The organism is Janthinobacterium sp. GW460-12-1-14-LB5 (assembly GCF_059423585.1).
Map to the genome: position 1 here is coordinate 22,693 of NZ_JBWKYD010000027.1, position 14,593 is coordinate 37,285.

The following is a 14,593-nucleotide window of genomic DNA, read 5'->3' on the forward strand; positions in this document are numbered from 1 at the left end:
TATTTAGTTTGATTAGGCCAAGAGAGAATTATGTCACAAGCGACCGACTTAACCGCATCCACCCCCGCACCTGCCGTCCCGGCACGTCCCAACGAGATGAACCTGGTCTGGGTCGACATGGAAATGACGGGCCTGGAGCCCGATACCGACCGCATCATCGAGGTGGCGGTGGTGGTGACGGACATGCACTTGAACCTGCTGGCCGAAGGCCCCGTGTTCGTGATTCACCAGTCGGATGAAACCCTGAACAAGATGGACGCCTGGAACAAGGGCACGCACGGCCGTTCGGGCCTGATCGACAAGGTGAAGGCGTCGACCGTGACGGAAGCGCAGGCGGAAGCGGAACTGATCGCGTTCCTGAAGAAATACGTGCCGGCAGGCAAGTCGCCCATGTGCGGCAACACCATCGGCCAGGACCGCCGCTTCATGGTACGCGGCATGCCGAAGCTGGAAGCATTCTTCCACTACCGCAATGTTGACGTATCGACATTGAAAGAGCTGTGCAAGCGCTGGAAGCCGGAAATCGCCACCGGTTTCAAGAAACACCAGAAGCACACGGCCCTGGCCGATATCCTCGAGTCGATCGAAGAGCTCAAGTACTACCGCGAGCATTTCATCAAGTTATAATTTTTCGCATGTTCCAAAGGCGAGGGCGGCCCAAACGCCATCCTCGCCCTGCCACTCCAGCGCAAACGCTCCCGTTTGCCGCAAGTCCGTGATCCACACGGTTTCGCCCGGCTGGCGGAAATATGCCGCGCACTGGCCGAACGGCTGTCCCAGCCGGCACAGCACCAATCCTTCGCCCGCCACGGCGCACCATTGCTCATTGATATCGATCAAGGCCACGGCCGGGTCGCCATAGAATTCGCCCAGGCTGGCGTGCCGGCCATCTGCCGCTGTCACGCCGGCATGTTCGTATTCGTGCTGGATACTGAATTGGGCGCTGCGCGCCATTTCCCTGCTCGTCATGCTGTCTCCACGGTAGGCCAGACGGTTTCCTGGTCGGCGCGCGCCTCGGCGATCAGCCATTCGCAGAAGGCGTGCACGAGGGGCCGCGTTTCCGCCTGGGGCGAGCGCAGCAAATAATAGCAGTGGGGGCCGCGCACGGCGTGCCCGAAGACGCGCACCAGGCGGCCCGAGCGCAGGTCGTCGCCGATCAGGGGGCTGGCGGCGATGGCCACGCCCTGGCCGCTGGCGGCCGCGTCCAGGCATAGATACGTGTGCGAAAAGCGCGCGCCGCTGTTGCCGCTATTGCCGCTGTAATGCACGCCGCAGCTGTGCAGCCAGCGCGTCCAGTCGATTTCGCCGGGCAGGTGCACTTCCGGCTCGTCGTGCAGCAGCGGATAGCGCAGCAGGTCGGCGGGCTGGCGCAGGCTGGCCGCGTTGGCGCGGAAACCGGGGCTGCAGACGGCGGAAAACCATTCTTCCATCAATAAATCCACCTTCAGGCCCGGATAGCGGCCCGGTCCCAGTCGGATGGCCACGTCCACGCCATCGCGCGCCAGGTCGACGGGGTGCATCGACGCCAGCACGCGCAGTTCGATCTGCGGGTAGCGGTCGCGCAGCCGGCCCAGACGCGGCATCAGCCAGCGCGAGACGAGCGAGCTGGTGGCCGTCACAGTGACGACCTTGTCGTCGCCCTGGCGCCGCGCCTGCTCGGAGACGTCGGCCAGCTGGTTGAGGATCGGCCCCAGCGAAGCCGCATAGCGCTGGCCGGCGCTGGTGAGCACCACGCCGCGCGGCAGGCGCTGGAACAGCACGATGCCGAGCCACGCTTCCAGCTGTTTGACGTGATGGCCGATGGCGCCGGCCGAGACGTGCAATTCTTCGCCCGCGCGCTGGAAGCCTTCATGGCGGGCGGCCGCCTCGAAGGCGTGCAGGGCGGCGAGCGGTGGCAAGGGACGTGACATGACAGTCTTCCAGGGAATTGAGCCTCAGTAAAATTTGGCCTATCCGTGAAGAATATTGGTTTGTTTCATTTTGCGCAAGCGAATATGATGCCGCTTATGCGTGAAATGACCCGCAATAGGATTCACGCATGCACATCTCCCGGCCTGGCAGGGCATTTATATTTACAACGTTACAACGCCTGGAAAACCGTCGCGCTACGCAGCAGGTTTGCCCAGGCGTACTCAAAGAGGTTTAGTCATGTCTGATCGCCGCGCTGTTGCGCTGGTGTTGCTGTCGGCCGCCGGTTTCGGCAGTTCCGCCGTGTTTGCCAAGGCGGCCTATGCGTCCGGGGTCAACCCGTCGACCATGCTGGCCTTGCGTTTCGTCATTGCTGCCATGCTGTTGCTGCCGCTCGTGTGGCTCGGTGGCTGGCGCTTGCCGCGCGGCCGCCTGCTGGCCGGCTATATGCTGATGGGCTTGATGTACACGGCCCAGTCGCAAGGCTATTTCAATGCCCTCATGTATGCCAGCAGCGGCCTGTGCGGCATGCTGCTGTACGTGTATCCCGTGCTGGTGACGATCCTGGCGCTGGCGCTGGGCTGGGAAAAGCTGGACCGGCGCATGCTGGTGCTGATGGCGCTGGCCATTGCCGGCATGGCGATCACCCTGGGCGGCAAGCTGCAGGGCCAGCCCATCGGCATCGCCCTGGCCTTGATGGCCGCCGGCGTGTACGCCGTGTACATCCTGTTCGGCAACAGCCTGTCGAAAAGCCGCGAGAATATTCACCCATTGGCCGCTTGCGTGGTGATTTTGGGCACGGCCGGGCTGTCGAACAGTGCAATTGCGCTGTGGCAAGGCGTTTCCTTGCCGGGCACGGCGACGGGCTGGCTGGCCGTCAGCGCCATCGCCCTGTTCTCGACGGCCATCGCGATCGCCGCCTTCTTTGCCGGCGTGGCGCAGATCGGCGCGGCCAAGGCTTCGATCATTTCCACCTTTGAACCCGTCATCACGATGGCCTTCGGCGTGACCCTGTTGAAGGAATCCGTCAGCGGCACGCAATTGCTGGGCGGCGCCATGGTGCTGGCCGCCGTGGTCTTGCTGGCGCAGCGCCCCGCGCCCAAGGCGGCGGCCATGCCGGCGGTACAGGCCAGCGCCTGAATTCAACGCTGACATTTTCTCAACACTGATCAGTTGTATCGATCGGTCTCCTTTGGCGCCGCGACGGGTTTCCTGGCGCGGCGCTTTTTTTTTGCCCGCGCTCAGGCACACGCAAATAAGTCTTGATTGCGAATGATTCTCATTTATAATTAACTTCAAGATTCCCCCACCACCAGCCAGCCCATGCCAGCCAGTGTTCGCCTTGAAAGGAGACACCGTGACGAGCATGCCCCCTATTTGCAAAACCGAGCTGGTCGCCAGCGAATTTGCCCGCCTGCGCCGCGAAAAGAAGGCCCGCCACCGCGACATCGCCGAGGAACTGGGCATGGCCGAGGGCGAGCTGATCGCCGCGCATGCGGGCCTGTCGCTGGCCAATGGCGCCTTGCTGGGCGCCGCGCGCCTGCAGGCCGACTGGCCCGCCATCATTGCCGCGCTGGAACCGCTGGGCGAAGTCATGGCCCTGACGCGCAACGCTTCGTGCGTGCATGAAAAGACGGGTGTCTACCGAAAAGCCAGCCACAACAACCATGTGGGCCTGGTGCTCGGTGGCGACATCGACCTGCGCGTGTTTTACCGCCAGTGGGCGCATGGCTTTGCCGTGCGCGAGGTGAACGAAAAAGGGGGTGAGAAGGAAGTGCAGCGCAGCCTGCAGTTCTTTGATGCGGCCGGCCACGCCGTGCACAAGATTTTCCTCAAGCCGCAAAGCGATATTGCCGCCTACGACGCGCTGGTGGCGCGCTTTGCCGACGCGAACCAGGCGGCCGGCATCGCCGTGACGGCACCGCTGCCGGCGCCGGCCGAATTGCCCGATGCGCAGATCGACGTGGCCGGTTTTCGCGCCGCCTGGGCCGACTTGCGCGACACGCACGAATTCTTCACTTTGCTGAAAAAATATGCGGTCTCGCGCCTGCAGGGCCTGCGCCTGGCCGAAGCGCGCTTCGTGCAGCAGATCGACAAATCCTGCGTGCTCGACCTGCTCAACGATGCCGCCCTCGAAAGGGTGTCCATCATGGCCTTCGTCGGCAATGCCGGCATGATCCAGATCCATTCGGGGCCCGTGCACAAGATCGCCGTGATGGGGCCATGGATCAATGTCCTCGACCAGCGCTTCAACCTGCATTTGCGCGAAGACCATATCGCCAGCGCCTGGGTGGTGAAAAAGCCCACGGTCGACGGCCTGGTGACGTCGGTGGAACTGTTCGACGCGAAGGGCGACACCATCGTCATGTTCTTCGGCGAACGCAAGCCGGGCGTGCATGAATTGTGCGAATGGCGCCATATCGTCGACAGAGTGGCGCAGGAGGGCGAATTATGCGCCGCATGATCGCCGCCAGCGTGGCGCGCCGCATCGCGCTGAAAAAGATGGGGGCGGGAGCATTGGCCCTGGCCGCACCGATGCAGGTGCTGGCGGCAGTGACCGACGCGGGCAAGCCGCTGGCCAAGGCGCGGCGCATCGTCAGCGTGGGCGGCGCCCTGACGGAAATCGTCTATGCGCTCGAAGCGCAGGGCGAACTGGTGGGCGTCGACACCACATCGCTGTATCCGGCCGTGGCGCGGCAGCTGCCGCAGGTCGGCTATGCGCGCACCCTGTCGGCCGAAGGCGTGCTGTCGCTGGCGCCCACGCAGCTGATCGCCACCGAGGAAGCGGGGCCGCAAGCGGTGCTGCGCCAGGTGCGCGACGCGGGCGTGCCGGTAGCGGTGCTCAGCGCGAACAACCGATTCGAAGGCTTGCTGGAACGGGTAAAGCAGGTGGGCCGCATCACGGGCCGCGCCGAGCCCGCCGCGCGCCTGGCGCACACCTTGCAGCAGCAGTGGAGCGGCGCCCTGGCCACGGTGCAGCAGCGCCAGCATGCGCCCGTGCGCGTGCTGTTCATCCTCGCCCATGCGCCGAACCAGGTGATGGTGGGCGGGCGCGAGACGGGCGCCGACGCCATGCTCGCGTATGCGGGCGCGGTCAACGTGATGGGCGGGCAGGGTGGATTTGCCGGCTACAAGCCGCTGACGCCCGAAGCCGTGATCGCCGCGCGGCCCGACATCGTGCTCGTCACCGACCAGGGCTTGCAAGCCTCGGGCGGCGTGGACGGCATCTTGAACCTGCCAGGCCTGGCGCAGACGCCGGCCGGGCGCAAGCACCGCATCGTCTCGCAGGAAGCCATGCTGCTGCTGGGCTTTGGCCCGCGCATGCCGCAGGCGCTGGCGGAACTCGACGCCGCTTTCGCCAAAGCCATGGCCGCATGAACGTGGCCTCCCTGGTCTCCGCCGCGCCCTGGCGCTGGCCTCGCTGGGGCGCTGGCGGGCTGCTGGCCGCCGCCCTGGCTGGCGGCTTGCTTGTCGCCGTGCAGGCCGGCGCCGTTCCTGTCGCCTTGGCCGACTGGTTGGCGCCGCTTCAGTCTGGCGAGGAGGCGCTGTCCGGCGGCGCCTACGTGCTGTGGCATATCCGTTTGCCGCGCGCGCTGTTCGCCATCCTGATCGGCGCCGCGCTGGCGCTGGCCGGCGGCTTGACGCAAGGGCTGTTCCGCAATCCGCTGGCCGATCCGGGCCTGCTGGGCGTGAGCAGCGGCGCCGCCTGCGCGGGCGCGGCCACCATCGTCTTCGCGGCCAGCCTGCACGTGGCGCCCGAACTGCGCGTGTGGCTGCTGCCGGCCGCCGCGTTTGCCGGCGCCATGCTCATCTGCGTGTTGCTCGACCGGGTCGCCCGCTGGGCCACGCCCGGTTCCATCGTCGGCCTGCTGCTGACGGGCGTGGCGCTGAACGCCATCACGGTGGCCGTCATGGGACTGTGCATCTACCTGGCCAGCGACGATCAATTACGCACCCTGACTTTCTGGACCCTCGGTTCGCTGTCGGCCGGCAGCTGGCGCCAGGTGGCGGCGCTGCTGCTGGTGCTGGCCGGCGCGCTGTGGGCCACGCGTTTCCTGATGCGTTCCCTGAACGCGCTGGCGCTGGGCGAGGCGCAGGCGCTGCACGTGGGCGTCGACGTGAGCCGCTTGCGCACGCAGGTGATCGTGCTGGTGGCCGTGCTGACGGGGTTTGCCGTCGCCTGGTGCGGCGGCATCGGTTTTATTGGCCTGATCGCGCCGCACCTGGTGCGCACCTGGCTGGGGGCCGACCAGCGCAAGGTACTGCCGCTGGCGATGCTGATGGGCGGCTTGCTGCTGCTGTCGGCCGACACCCTGGCGCGCACGGTGGCCATTCCCGCGGAAGTCCCCGTCGGCATTTTTACGGCCTTGCTGGGCGGGCCATTTTTCCTGATGCTGTTGCGGCGCTTCCGCCACGGCACGGCCTGAAAGGATGGGCATGACGCCTTTATTGGAACTCACGTTCGCCACCACGCAACTGGGCCAGCAGTATTTCGGCCCCTTCAATGTGCGGGTGGCGCCCGGCGAGCGCATCGCCATCCTCGGCCCCAGCGGCGCGGGCAAGTCGACCCTGTTGAAACTGATGGCGCGCGAACTGCGGCCGCAGGCGGGCCAGGTGGCGCTCGCGGGACGGCCGCTGGCGCAGTGGCCGCTGGCCGAACTGGCCCTGCGCCGCGCCGTCCTGCCGCAAGGCTCGAACGTGGCCTTCGGACTGCAGTGCGAGCTGGTGATCGGCCTGGGACGGGTGGCGCGCCTGGCCGACCCGCAGCTGGAGCGGATCGTGCAGGAGGCGGCCGCCCTGGCGCACGCCGCGCATTTGCTGGGGCGGCGCCTGGACACCCTGTCCGGCGGCGAGCAGGCCAGGGTGCAGCTGGCGCGCATCTTCGCGCAGATGTGGGATGTGCAGGATGGCTTGATACTCGTCGACGAACCGCTGGCGGCGCTCGATCCCGGCCTGCAATTCGACCTGCTGGAAAGCCTGCAGCAGTTTTGCGCCGCGCGCGGCCACGCCGTCGTCGCCATCCTGCACGACATCAACCACGCCTTGCTGGGCTTCGAGCGGCTGCTGCTGGTGCGTGCGGGCCAGCTGGTGGCCGATATCGCCAGCGATGCCGGCGCCGTGCCAGCCCTGGCCGCGCTGTACGGCATCGCCCTGACGACGGCGACCAGCAGCGACGGCGACGTGTGCGTCATCCCCGCCAGAAGCGCCATACGCAGGGCCGCCTGACCGGCACATTTATTTACTCGCTCACCACACGTCCGCCGCGCGCGGCCGCGCCATCTGGCCGCTGCCCAGCAGCCAGACCATCAGGGCATCGGCCTGTTCGCGCGTGGCCGTCACCTCCTGCACGATGCCGAAGGCTTTCATGGCGCCGGCCGCCAGCGCCTGCAGGCGCGCGCGCTGCTGCGCGTCCGCCTCGACCGACACCAGGCCCCGGCAAATGGCGGCCAGCGCCACCTTGTTATGCTTGAGCCACAGGCCGCGCCGCTTGCGGTCGACGTGCGCTTCGTCGCTGCGCTCTGCTTCGAACAGCATGACGAACGGTTCGCCGTGGCGCAGCAGGGCGTCCATATCGTTTTCCCACAGCGGGGCATAGCCGGTGACGGCCGTTTCAGGGCGAAAGCGCACGACGGGAAAGTCGCTGACGTCGTGGATGGAAAAATGTGCGGGATTCGGTTTCATGGCGTGCTTCCTTGCGAGGTGGTTGAAAATGCTTGCCAGCCGCCGCCCAGCGCCTTGTAGACCTGGACCAGCGACAGCGAGGCGGTGGCGCGGCTGTCGACCAGCGCCGCTTCGTTGTTCAATAAGGTGTTTTGCACATGCAGCACGTTGAGCAAGTCCGTGCCGCCCTGGCGGTACTGCAGTTCCGCGCTGCCCAGCGCGCGGCGTCCCTGTTTGACGGCTTCATCGAGGCTGGCCTGGCGCCGTTCGTTGGCCTGGTAGCCAGATAAGGCATCTTCCACCTCGTGCCAGGCGGCCAGCACCGTCTGGCGGTAGGCGATGGCCGCTTCCTGCTGCTGTGCCTCGCGCAATTGCAGCTTGCCGCGCAGGCGGCCGCCGTCGAACAGGGGCACGCTGAAGCCGGGGCCGAAGGCAAAGCGTTTGGCGTCCCAGCCGATGTCGGACAGCTGCATCGCCTGCAGGCCGATGCTGCCCGACAGCGTGATGCGCGGATAAAAATCGCCTTGCGCCACGCCGATGGCGGCCGTGGCCGCGTGCAGCTGCGCTTCGGCGCGGCGGATGTCGGGACGCCGCCCGGCCAGGCCGCTGGGCACGCCCAGCTGCACCTGCATGGCCACGGCGGGGATGTCCTTGCCCGCCGCCAGTTCCGCCCGCAAGCCTTGCGGCGGCAGCGCCAGCAAGAGGGCGAGGGCATTGCCCAGGCGCGCTTCGCGCTGCTGCAGCGGCGGCAGGCGCGCTTCGATGGTGGCCACGTGGGCCGCCGCCTCGGCTTCGTCGAGCTGTGTTGCCACGCCTTCGCGCAGGCGGATGCGGGTCAGATTCAGGGTATGGCGGGCGATATCGAGCAGCTGCTGCGTGATGGCCAGGGTCTGCTGCGCGCCGCGCAATTCGATGTAGTCGCGCGCCGTCTCGGCCAGCACGGCCAGCAGCACGCCGCGCTGCGTTTCCAGCGCCACGCCGACATGCGCGTCAGCCGCTTCCACTTCGCGCCGCACGCGGCCCCACAGGTCCAGCTCCCAGGCCGCATCAAGGTTGCCTTGCCACAGGCTGTAGGCGGACTGGCCGTTGTTGCGCGACGGGTCGCTCAAGCCTTGTTCGCTGTTGCGCGCGCGGCTGATGCTGCCATTTGCGCCCAGCGAGGGGCCTTGCGCGGCGCCCGCCACGCCCCGTGCGGCGCGGCTTTGCTCCAGCCGGCTGCCGGCCGCCAGCACGTCGAGGTTGGTGCCGGCGGCGCGCTGCAGCAGGGAAGACAGGGTGGTATCGCCAAAGCCGTCCCACCAGCGCTGTTCGAGGACGGCGACCTGCCGGGCGGCGAAACGGGCATCCTGCGCCTGGCGCCATTGCTGTCCCAGATTATGGTGCGGAGGCTGGAAGTCGCTGCCCACGCTGGCGCAGCCGGCCAGGCCCAGGGCCGTGAAAATGATCAGTGCTTTCATCGCGCGCTCACCTGTTGCACTTCTGGACGGCGCATGGCCGCAGCTGTACTAATGCGCACTTCGGCCGACATGCCCACGCGCAGGCGGCTGCCGTCATCCTGGCCCGGATCGAGCGCGATCCTGACGGGGATGCGCTGCACCACCTTGGTGAAGTTGCCGGTGGCGTTTTCCGGCGCGATGGCGGCAAACGTCACGCCCGTGGCGGGCGCGATGCTGTGCACCGTGCCGCGCAGGAGCACGCCCGGATAGGCGTCGACGGCGATGCTGGCGCGCTGCCCCTGGCGCACGTGCGTCAGCTGCGTTTCCTGCAGGTTGGCGACGACGAAGCTGCGGTTCAGGGGCACCACGGCCATCAGGCTGGCGCCGGGCGCCACCAGGGCGCCGACGCGCACGGCGCGGCGTCCCACGATGCCGTCGATGGGGGCGCGCAGCTGCGTATGCGACAAATCAAGTTCGGCCCGCTGCAGGCTGGCGCGGGCGCGCAGCAGGGCCGCTTCGGCCGCGCCTTGCTGCGCCTGCAAAATGTCCGTCTGCTTGCGGGTGGCGACGAGGGCGGCGCGGTTTTGCGCCAGGCGCGCGCGGCTCACGTCGAAGCGCGATTGCGCCTGCTGCGCGTTTTGCACGCTGCCCGCGCCCTGGCCGGCCAGGTGCGTTGAGCGGGCCAGTTCCTGCTGCGCCAGCTTGTCTTCCGCCTGATTGGCGTCCACCAGGGTCGTGGCTTGCTCGATCACCGATTGCTGGCGCTGCAAGGTGGCGCGGGCATTCGCCAGCTGCGCTTCGGCGCCGGCTACCTCGGCGCGGGCCGAGGCGGCGGCGGCCTGGTAGTCGCGGTCGTCGATGCGCGCCAGCAGCTGACCCGCCTTGACAGTCTGGTTGTCTTCCACCAGCACTTCCCGCACGATGCCGCCCACCTTGGGGGAGAGCACGGTGTAGTCGGCGCTGACGAAGGCGTCGTCGGTGCCTTGTTCTTCGCTGGGCGAAAACAGCAGTTGCCAGGCACAAAAGGCGAGGGCGCAGGCCAGCAGGGCCAGGCCGAGAAGAAATGCGCGTGAGCGCAGTATGGTTGTTTGCATGGGGATGCTCTTTCTTGAAATAAAAGTCAGGCTGCGCGCGGCGGATAGACGCGCGTCGGCAGGATGGGAATGATCACAATCATGGCCAGCGCGATGGCGGCCACGGTGAGGTACAGGTCGGACGAGGTCAGGGTGACGACTTGCGCATGCATGCGCGCGCTCAAGCCAGGACCCAAACCCGCCATGTCCACGGCGCCGGGCAGGTTGCCCAGGCGCTCGCTGAGCACCGTCGAATGAAAATGGTTGCGGCGCGTGATCAGCGCGTCGAGCACGCCGGTGGCGACGACGGCCGACATGCCCTTGATGGTGTTGAACCAGGCCGAGGCGAAAGGGCCGTCCTGCGGCGCCAGGCCCGTGGTGGCCAGCAGCAGCAAGGGAATCACGGCCATCGGTTGCGCAAAGATCTGCACCGCCTGCAGCAGGTAGAAATGCGTGCGTATCCAGTCCGGCGACATGCGCGCGCCCAGCACGCAGGACAGGGCCAGCAGGGCCAGGCCGATGGCCAGCACCCAGCGGCAGTCGACGGCGCGCAGATTGCACAGGGCGGCCACCAGCGGCAGGGCGACCAGCTGCGGCAGCGCCACCATCAGCATCACGGGCGCCGTCTGCAGCGGGCGGTAGGCGTGCACCTGCGCCAGGTAGGACGAGGGAATCAGGATCACGGCCAGCAGCACGAACAGCACGCCGCCCAGGGTCAGCAGGGCATGGCTGAGGTTCCGCCGCGACAGCAGCTGCAGCTTGAAGAACGGCAGCGGATGCGACCATTCATTGATAAAGAACAATACCAGCAGCAGAAGGCCGCCGCCCAGCAGCACGCAGATCAGGGGCGAGGCGAACCACGCCAGGCGCTCGCCCTGCAGCAATCCCACCACCAGCATGCTGATGGCGGGCAGGCCCAGCAGCAGGCCGCGCCAGTCGAATTGACGGAAACGTTCGAGGCGCAGCGGGTCTTGCGGCAAGCCCCAGGACACCATCAGCAGCGCGACGATGCTGCCCGGGACGACTTGCCAGAAGGCCCATCGCCAGCCCAGGTACTCGGTCCAGAAGGCGGCCAGCGGCGTGCCCAGGCTGGGGCCGAAGGTGGCGCTCAGCGCATAGCCGCCCAGGCCATACAGCTTGATGTTCGGCGGCAGGAAGCGCAGCGCCACCGTCATCAGCATGGGCGGCAGGGCGCCGCCGGCCGCGCCCTGCACCACGCGCAGGACGATCAGCACGGACAGGTTCGGCGCGAACGGACACAGCACGCCGGCGGCCATGCAGACGATGATGGCGGCGGCCGTCAGGCGGCGCAGCGAGAAGGTGACGGAGCACCACGGCGCAAATGCCATGGCCGACACCGACGCGGCCGCATACAGGGCGACGAGCCAGCTGGCGTCGTCGCGCGCGATGCCCATGGCGCCGCGGATGTCGGCCAGCGCGACCTTGGTGATGTTTTCATTCAGGCCGGACACCAGCACGGCCAGCAGCACGCCGGCCAGGCCCGTGGCCAGGCGCAGACCGAAAATGGGCGGTGTAGGGGGAGGCGGCGCCGTCGGGACGGCGCCGGGTAGCAGTACAGCGGACACAGGGAACTCCGTGGATGAGAATCAGTCCACGCAGTATAGGTAGCCGTTAATCTTGTGAAAATTGATAATTAATGAAGTCTGAATTGCGTCTGGCGCAATTATTCAGGTGCCAGGGAGTGCGCTGCCGCATAGCTCCTTGATCATGCGGCGCAGCCAGCGGTGCGCATGGTCGTGGTCGAGGCGCGGGTGCCAGGCCTGCATCACCTCGACGCTGTCGACGGGAATCGGCAGCTGGAAGGTGCGCAGTTTCAATCCCAGGCGCTCGACGATGGGCAGCAGGGGCGTGGGCATCAGCGGCAGCAGCAGACGCGAATCGGCCACGGCGAAGATGGCGGACTGGAAGTTGGGGCTGATCAGCGAAACCCGGCGCATGTAGCCCCGCTCGGCCAGGGCCGTGTCGAACGGGCCGCGCGCCAGGCCGCGCCGCGAGACGCTGATATGCTCGTATTCGGTAAAGCTGTCCAGGTTGACGGGGCCGTCGAAGATCGGGTGGTCGCTGCGGGCAATGCCGACAAAGCCGCTGCTAAACAGCTGCTGCAGCTTGATGTCGGGCGCAAAGGCGCGCCGCGCGCTGATGTACAGGTCGATGCGGCCCGCGTGCAGGGCGTCGTTTTCCGTGGCGCCATCGCCTTCGGGCACGAAGCGCAGCACCGTGTGCGGCGCATGGCTGGCCAGCAGGTCGCGCAGCTTGCCGCCATACGCGCCGACAAACACGTCGTTGGCGCACAGGCTGAAGGTGCGTTCCAGCGTGCGCAAGTCCACTTCGCGGCCGGAAGTGAAGATGGCGTGCGCCTGCTCCACCACGCCGCGCACCTGCTCGCGCAATTCCAGCGCGCGCGGGGTGGGCGCCAGGCCGCGCCCGGAGCGCACGAAGACGGGGTCGCCGATGGCGTCGCGGATGCGCGCCAGGGTGCGGCTCATGGCCGGCGCGCTCAGGTTCATGCGCCGCGCCGCGGCCACGGCGCTGCCTTCCTCGAGCAGGATGTCGAGGGCGACGAGCAGGTTCAGGTCGGGGAGTTTCATGCGGCGATTATAGCCCGGGGGCCAGCGCCAGCGCTGCGCCGGCAGGACGCCGGCGCAGCGGGGATGCTATTGCGGTATTACTCGGCTGCCGGCTCGGCGCCGCAGCATTTCTTGAACTTCTTGCCGCTGCCGCAAGGGCAGTCGTCGTTGCGGCCCACTTTCGGCTCTTCGCGCTTCATGGTTTGCACGGGAGCCTTGCGGCGCGGCACCCAGAAACGGTGGATGGCCGGCAGGTTCGCTTCCAGTTCCTGCGCCAGCTTGTGCGCCTTGACCGGGTCTTCCACCAGTTTCAGCTCTTCTTCCTTGATTTCGTCGGCGCCCAGCAGGTAGATCGGCTGCATCAGTTCGGCCACTTCGGAATCCCAGATTTCGTTCCACGAACCCGGACGCAGTTCCATGCCGTCCCAGAAGCCCCAGCACCAGGCTTCGGCGTCGATCAGGGTCTGGCCCTCGTAGTCGTGTTCGACGAACAGGGCTTCGAATTCCTTCGGCGCCACTTCAAACGTCACCAGCACTTCGTTCATAAAGCGCATGATCAGGTTGACGATGCGCTCTTCTTCCTTGCTGTTCTTGAATTTCGGCGCATCTTCGGCATCTTCGCCCCACACGCGCGGCAACCACTCGGCCGGCATGATCGGTTCCGGGCCGATGGCGACGGCCGTCAGATAGCCGTGCAGCATATCCATGGTCATGGCGTCTTCGGAGCACCGGTCCGACAACAGGAATTGGTCTAATTCGTCGAATTCTTTTTCTGATAATGGCTGTTCGAGTTGCATGGCTTGCTCTTTGATTGAATGTAAGCCGCCAGTATACGCCTTGCGGCGCTTCATCACCGAAGTGTTTGCACCGGCGGCCCGCGCGCGCCTTACAATGTCGCTTATGCACAATGAAAACCAGCCGCACGAGGACGACCGGCCCGTCCATCCCTTTTCCGCACTGAGCCCCGATTGCGTGCTCGACGCCCTCGACAGCGTGGGCTTGCGCGGCGACGGCCGCCTGCTGGCGCTGAACAGCTATGAAAACCGCGTCTACCAGGTGGGCATCGAGGATAGCGCGCCCCTGGTGGCCAAGTTTTACCGTCCCGAACGCTGGAGCGACGCCGCCATCCTGGAAGAACACGCGTTCGTGTCCGAACTGGTCGAGCGCGAAATCCAGGTGGTGCCGGCGCTGGCCATCAACGGCAGCACCCTGCACCAGTACCAGGGCTTCCGCTTTGCCGTCTTCCCCCGCCACGGCGGCCGCGCGCCCGAGCTGGACGACCCGGCGACCCTGGAATGGATAGGGCGCTTCATCGGCCGCATCCACGCCGTCGGCGCGCTGTCCGCCTACAAGGAACGCCCGGCCCTCGATCACCAGACGTTTGGCGTCGAACCGCGCGAATTCTTGCTAGAAGGTAATTTTTTGCCGCCCGAACTGCTGGCCGCCTATTCCAGCGTGGCGCAGCAGGCGCTCGACGGCGTCAAGCGCTGCTATGACCGCGCGGGCGACGTGGCCGTGCTGCGCACGCACGGCGATTGCCATGGCGGCAACGTGCTGTGGACGGACGCCGGCCCCCATTTCGTCGATTTCGACGATAGCCGCATGGGTCCGGCCATCCAGGACCTGTGGATGATGCTGTCGGGCGAACGCGGCGACCAGGTGCGCCAGATGAGCGACATCCTGGCCGGCTACGAGGATTTCTGCGACTTCGACCCGCGCCAGCTGTACCTGGTCGAAGCGCTGCGCACCCTGCGCCTGATCCATTATTCGGCCTGGCTGGCGCGCCGCTGGGACGATCCCGCCTTCCCCGTCGCCTTCCCGTGGTTTAACACGCAGCGCTACTGGCAGGACCGCATCCTGGAACTGCGCGAGCAGGTGGCCTTGATGGACGAAGCGCCGCTCTGGCCCATTTGACCTAAACGTGGGA

15 protein-coding genes are annotated in these 14,593 nt (G+C 66.7%); 7 read left to right on the forward strand and 8 right to left on the reverse strand.

What is annotated here, in order from left to right:
* Positions 1 to 30 precede the first annotated feature (30 nt).
* Complete coding sequence (gene orn / locus AC07X6_RS23655; RefSeq protein ID WP_170846480.1) at positions 31 to 627, forward strand: oligoribonuclease; 597 nt, start codon at positions 31 to 33, stop codon at positions 625 to 627.
* Here the strand turns inward: orn and AC07X6_RS23660 are convergent.
* Both AC07X6_RS23660 and gcvA read right to left on the reverse strand, forming a co-directional pair.
* A complete protein-coding gene (locus tag AC07X6_RS23660; protein WP_494792567.1) occupies positions 622 to 969 on the reverse strand; it encodes a hypothetical protein in 348 nt (115 codons plus the stop codon). The two genes, orn and AC07X6_RS23660, sit on opposite strands and share 6 nt — an antisense overlap.
* Positions 966 to 1,910 (reverse strand): transcriptional regulator GcvA, encoded by a 945-nt coding sequence (gene gcvA / locus AC07X6_RS23665; RefSeq protein WP_474290063.1) that lies wholly within the window; start codon positions 1,908 to 1,910, stop codon positions 966 to 968. Before gcvA ends, AC07X6_RS23660 begins: the two co-directional genes overlap by 4 nt.
* Positions 1,911 to 2,148: 238 nt before the next feature.
* Here gcvA and AC07X6_RS23670 point away from each other — a divergent pair, with 238 nt between their 5' ends.
* The 5 genes from AC07X6_RS23670 to AC07X6_RS23690 all read left to right on the forward strand — a co-directional run bounded on the left by AC07X6_RS23670 (position 2,149) and on the right by AC07X6_RS23690 (position 7,134).
* On the forward strand, positions 2,149 to 3,048 hold the full coding sequence (locus tag AC07X6_RS23670; RefSeq protein WP_230505821.1) for a DMT family transporter: 900 nt from the start codon (positions 2,149 to 2,151) through the stop codon (positions 3,046 to 3,048).
* A 226-nt stretch (positions 3,049 to 3,274) separates the two neighbouring features.
* Positions 3,275 to 4,372, forward strand: coding sequence for a hemin-degrading factor (locus AC07X6_RS23675; protein ID WP_494792605.1), 1,098 nt, complete (start codon positions 3,275 to 3,277; stop codon positions 4,370 to 4,372).
* A complete protein-coding gene (locus tag AC07X6_RS23680) occupies positions 4,360 to 5,286 on the forward strand; it encodes a heme/hemin ABC transporter substrate-binding protein (protein WP_494792568.1) in 927 nt (308 codons plus the stop codon). The genes AC07X6_RS23675 and AC07X6_RS23680 overlap by 13 nt, the downstream gene beginning before the upstream one ends.
* The gene (locus tag AC07X6_RS23685) at positions 5,283 to 6,335 is read left to right on the forward strand and encodes a FecCD family ABC transporter permease (protein ID WP_494792569.1); all 1,053 of its coding nucleotides are present in this window, start codon (positions 5,283 to 5,285) and stop codon (positions 6,333 to 6,335) included. Before AC07X6_RS23680 ends, AC07X6_RS23685 begins: the two co-directional genes overlap by 4 nt.
* Positions 6,336 to 6,345: 10 nt before the next feature.
* A complete protein-coding gene (locus AC07X6_RS23690; RefSeq protein WP_494792570.1) occupies positions 6,346 to 7,134 on the forward strand; it encodes an ATP-binding cassette domain-containing protein in 789 nt (262 codons plus the stop codon).
* A gap of 21 nt (positions 7,135 to 7,155) precedes the next feature.
* On the opposite strand, the gene AC07X6_RS23695 is transcribed toward AC07X6_RS23690, so the two are convergent.
* From AC07X6_RS23695 to AC07X6_RS23720, 6 genes are all read right to left on the reverse strand, one after another.
* Positions 7,156 to 7,590 (reverse strand): hypothetical protein, encoded by a 435-nt coding sequence (locus AC07X6_RS23695; RefSeq protein ID WP_494792571.1) that lies wholly within the window; start codon positions 7,588 to 7,590, stop codon positions 7,156 to 7,158.
* On the reverse strand, positions 7,587 to 9,026 hold the full coding sequence (locus AC07X6_RS23700) for an efflux transporter outer membrane subunit (RefSeq protein WP_494792572.1): 1,440 nt from the start codon (positions 9,024 to 9,026) through the stop codon (positions 7,587 to 7,589). The genes AC07X6_RS23695 and AC07X6_RS23700 overlap by 4 nt, the downstream gene beginning before the upstream one ends.
* Positions 9,023 to 10,099 (reverse strand): HlyD family secretion protein, encoded by a 1,077-nt coding sequence (locus AC07X6_RS23705; RefSeq protein ID WP_494792573.1) that lies wholly within the window; start codon positions 10,097 to 10,099, stop codon positions 9,023 to 9,025. The genes AC07X6_RS23700 and AC07X6_RS23705 overlap by 4 nt, the downstream gene beginning before the upstream one ends.
* A gap of 26 nt (positions 10,100 to 10,125) precedes the next feature.
* Positions 10,126 to 11,664: an MFS transporter gene (locus AC07X6_RS23710; RefSeq protein WP_494792574.1), complete on the reverse strand. Its 1,539-nt coding sequence runs from the start codon at positions 11,662 to 11,664 to the stop codon at positions 10,126 to 10,128.
* Positions 11,665 to 11,766: 102 nt separating this feature from the next.
* Complete coding sequence (locus AC07X6_RS23715) at positions 11,767 to 12,687, reverse strand: LysR family transcriptional regulator (RefSeq protein WP_494792575.1); 921 nt, start codon at positions 12,685 to 12,687, stop codon at positions 11,767 to 11,769.
* A gap of 77 nt (positions 12,688 to 12,764) precedes the next feature.
* Complete coding sequence (locus AC07X6_RS23720; protein WP_077401213.1) at positions 12,765 to 13,463, reverse strand: UPF0149 family protein; 699 nt, start codon at positions 13,461 to 13,463, stop codon at positions 12,765 to 12,767.
* Positions 13,464 to 13,566: 103 nt separating this feature from the next.
* Between AC07X6_RS23720 and AC07X6_RS23725 the strand changes: the two genes are divergently transcribed.
* Positions 13,567 to 14,580 (forward strand): serine/threonine protein kinase, encoded by a 1,014-nt coding sequence (locus tag AC07X6_RS23725; RefSeq protein WP_230542294.1) that lies wholly within the window; start codon positions 13,567 to 13,569, stop codon positions 14,578 to 14,580.
* Positions 14,581 to 14,593 lie beyond the last annotated feature (13 nt).

Coding starts and splice junctions, on each gene's coding strand:
- orn (WP_170846480.1), top strand. CDS start 31: ATGTCACAAGCGACCGACTTAACCGCATCCACCCCCGCACCTGCCGTC.
- AC07X6_RS23660 (WP_494792567.1), bottom strand. CDS start 969: ATGACGAGCAGGGAAATGGCGCGCAGCGCCCAATTCAGTATCCAGCAC.
- gcvA (WP_474290063.1), bottom strand. CDS start 1,910: ATGTCACGTCCCTTGCCACCGCTCGCCGCCCTGCACGCCTTCGAGGCG.
- AC07X6_RS23670 (WP_230505821.1), top strand. CDS start 2,149: ATGTCTGATCGCCGCGCTGTTGCGCTGGTGTTGCTGTCGGCCGCCGGT.
- AC07X6_RS23675 (WP_494792605.1), top strand. CDS start 3,275: ATGCCCCCTATTTGCAAAACCGAGCTGGTCGCCAGCGAATTTGCCCGC.
- AC07X6_RS23680 (WP_494792568.1), top strand. CDS start 4,360: ATGCGCCGCATGATCGCCGCCAGCGTGGCGCGCCGCATCGCGCTGAAA.
- AC07X6_RS23685 (WP_494792569.1), top strand. CDS start 5,283: ATGAACGTGGCCTCCCTGGTCTCCGCCGCGCCCTGGCGCTGGCCTCGC.
- AC07X6_RS23690 (WP_494792570.1), top strand. CDS start 6,346: ATGACGCCTTTATTGGAACTCACGTTCGCCACCACGCAACTGGGCCAG.
- AC07X6_RS23695 (WP_494792571.1), bottom strand. CDS start 7,590: ATGAAACCGAATCCCGCACATTTTTCCATCCACGACGTCAGCGACTTT.
- AC07X6_RS23700 (WP_494792572.1), bottom strand. CDS start 9,026: ATGAAAGCACTGATCATTTTCACGGCCCTGGGCCTGGCCGGCTGCGCC.
- AC07X6_RS23705 (WP_494792573.1), bottom strand. CDS start 10,099: ATGCAAACAACCATACTGCGCTCACGCGCATTTCTTCTCGGCCTGGCC.
- AC07X6_RS23715 (WP_494792575.1), bottom strand. CDS start 12,687: ATGAAACTCCCCGACCTGAACCTGCTCGTCGCCCTCGACATCCTGCTC.
- AC07X6_RS23720 (WP_077401213.1), bottom strand. CDS start 13,463: ATGCAACTCGAACAGCCATTATCAGAAAAAGAATTCGACGAATTAGAC.
- AC07X6_RS23725 (WP_230542294.1), top strand. CDS start 13,567: ATGCACAATGAAAACCAGCCGCACGAGGACGACCGGCCCGTCCATCCC.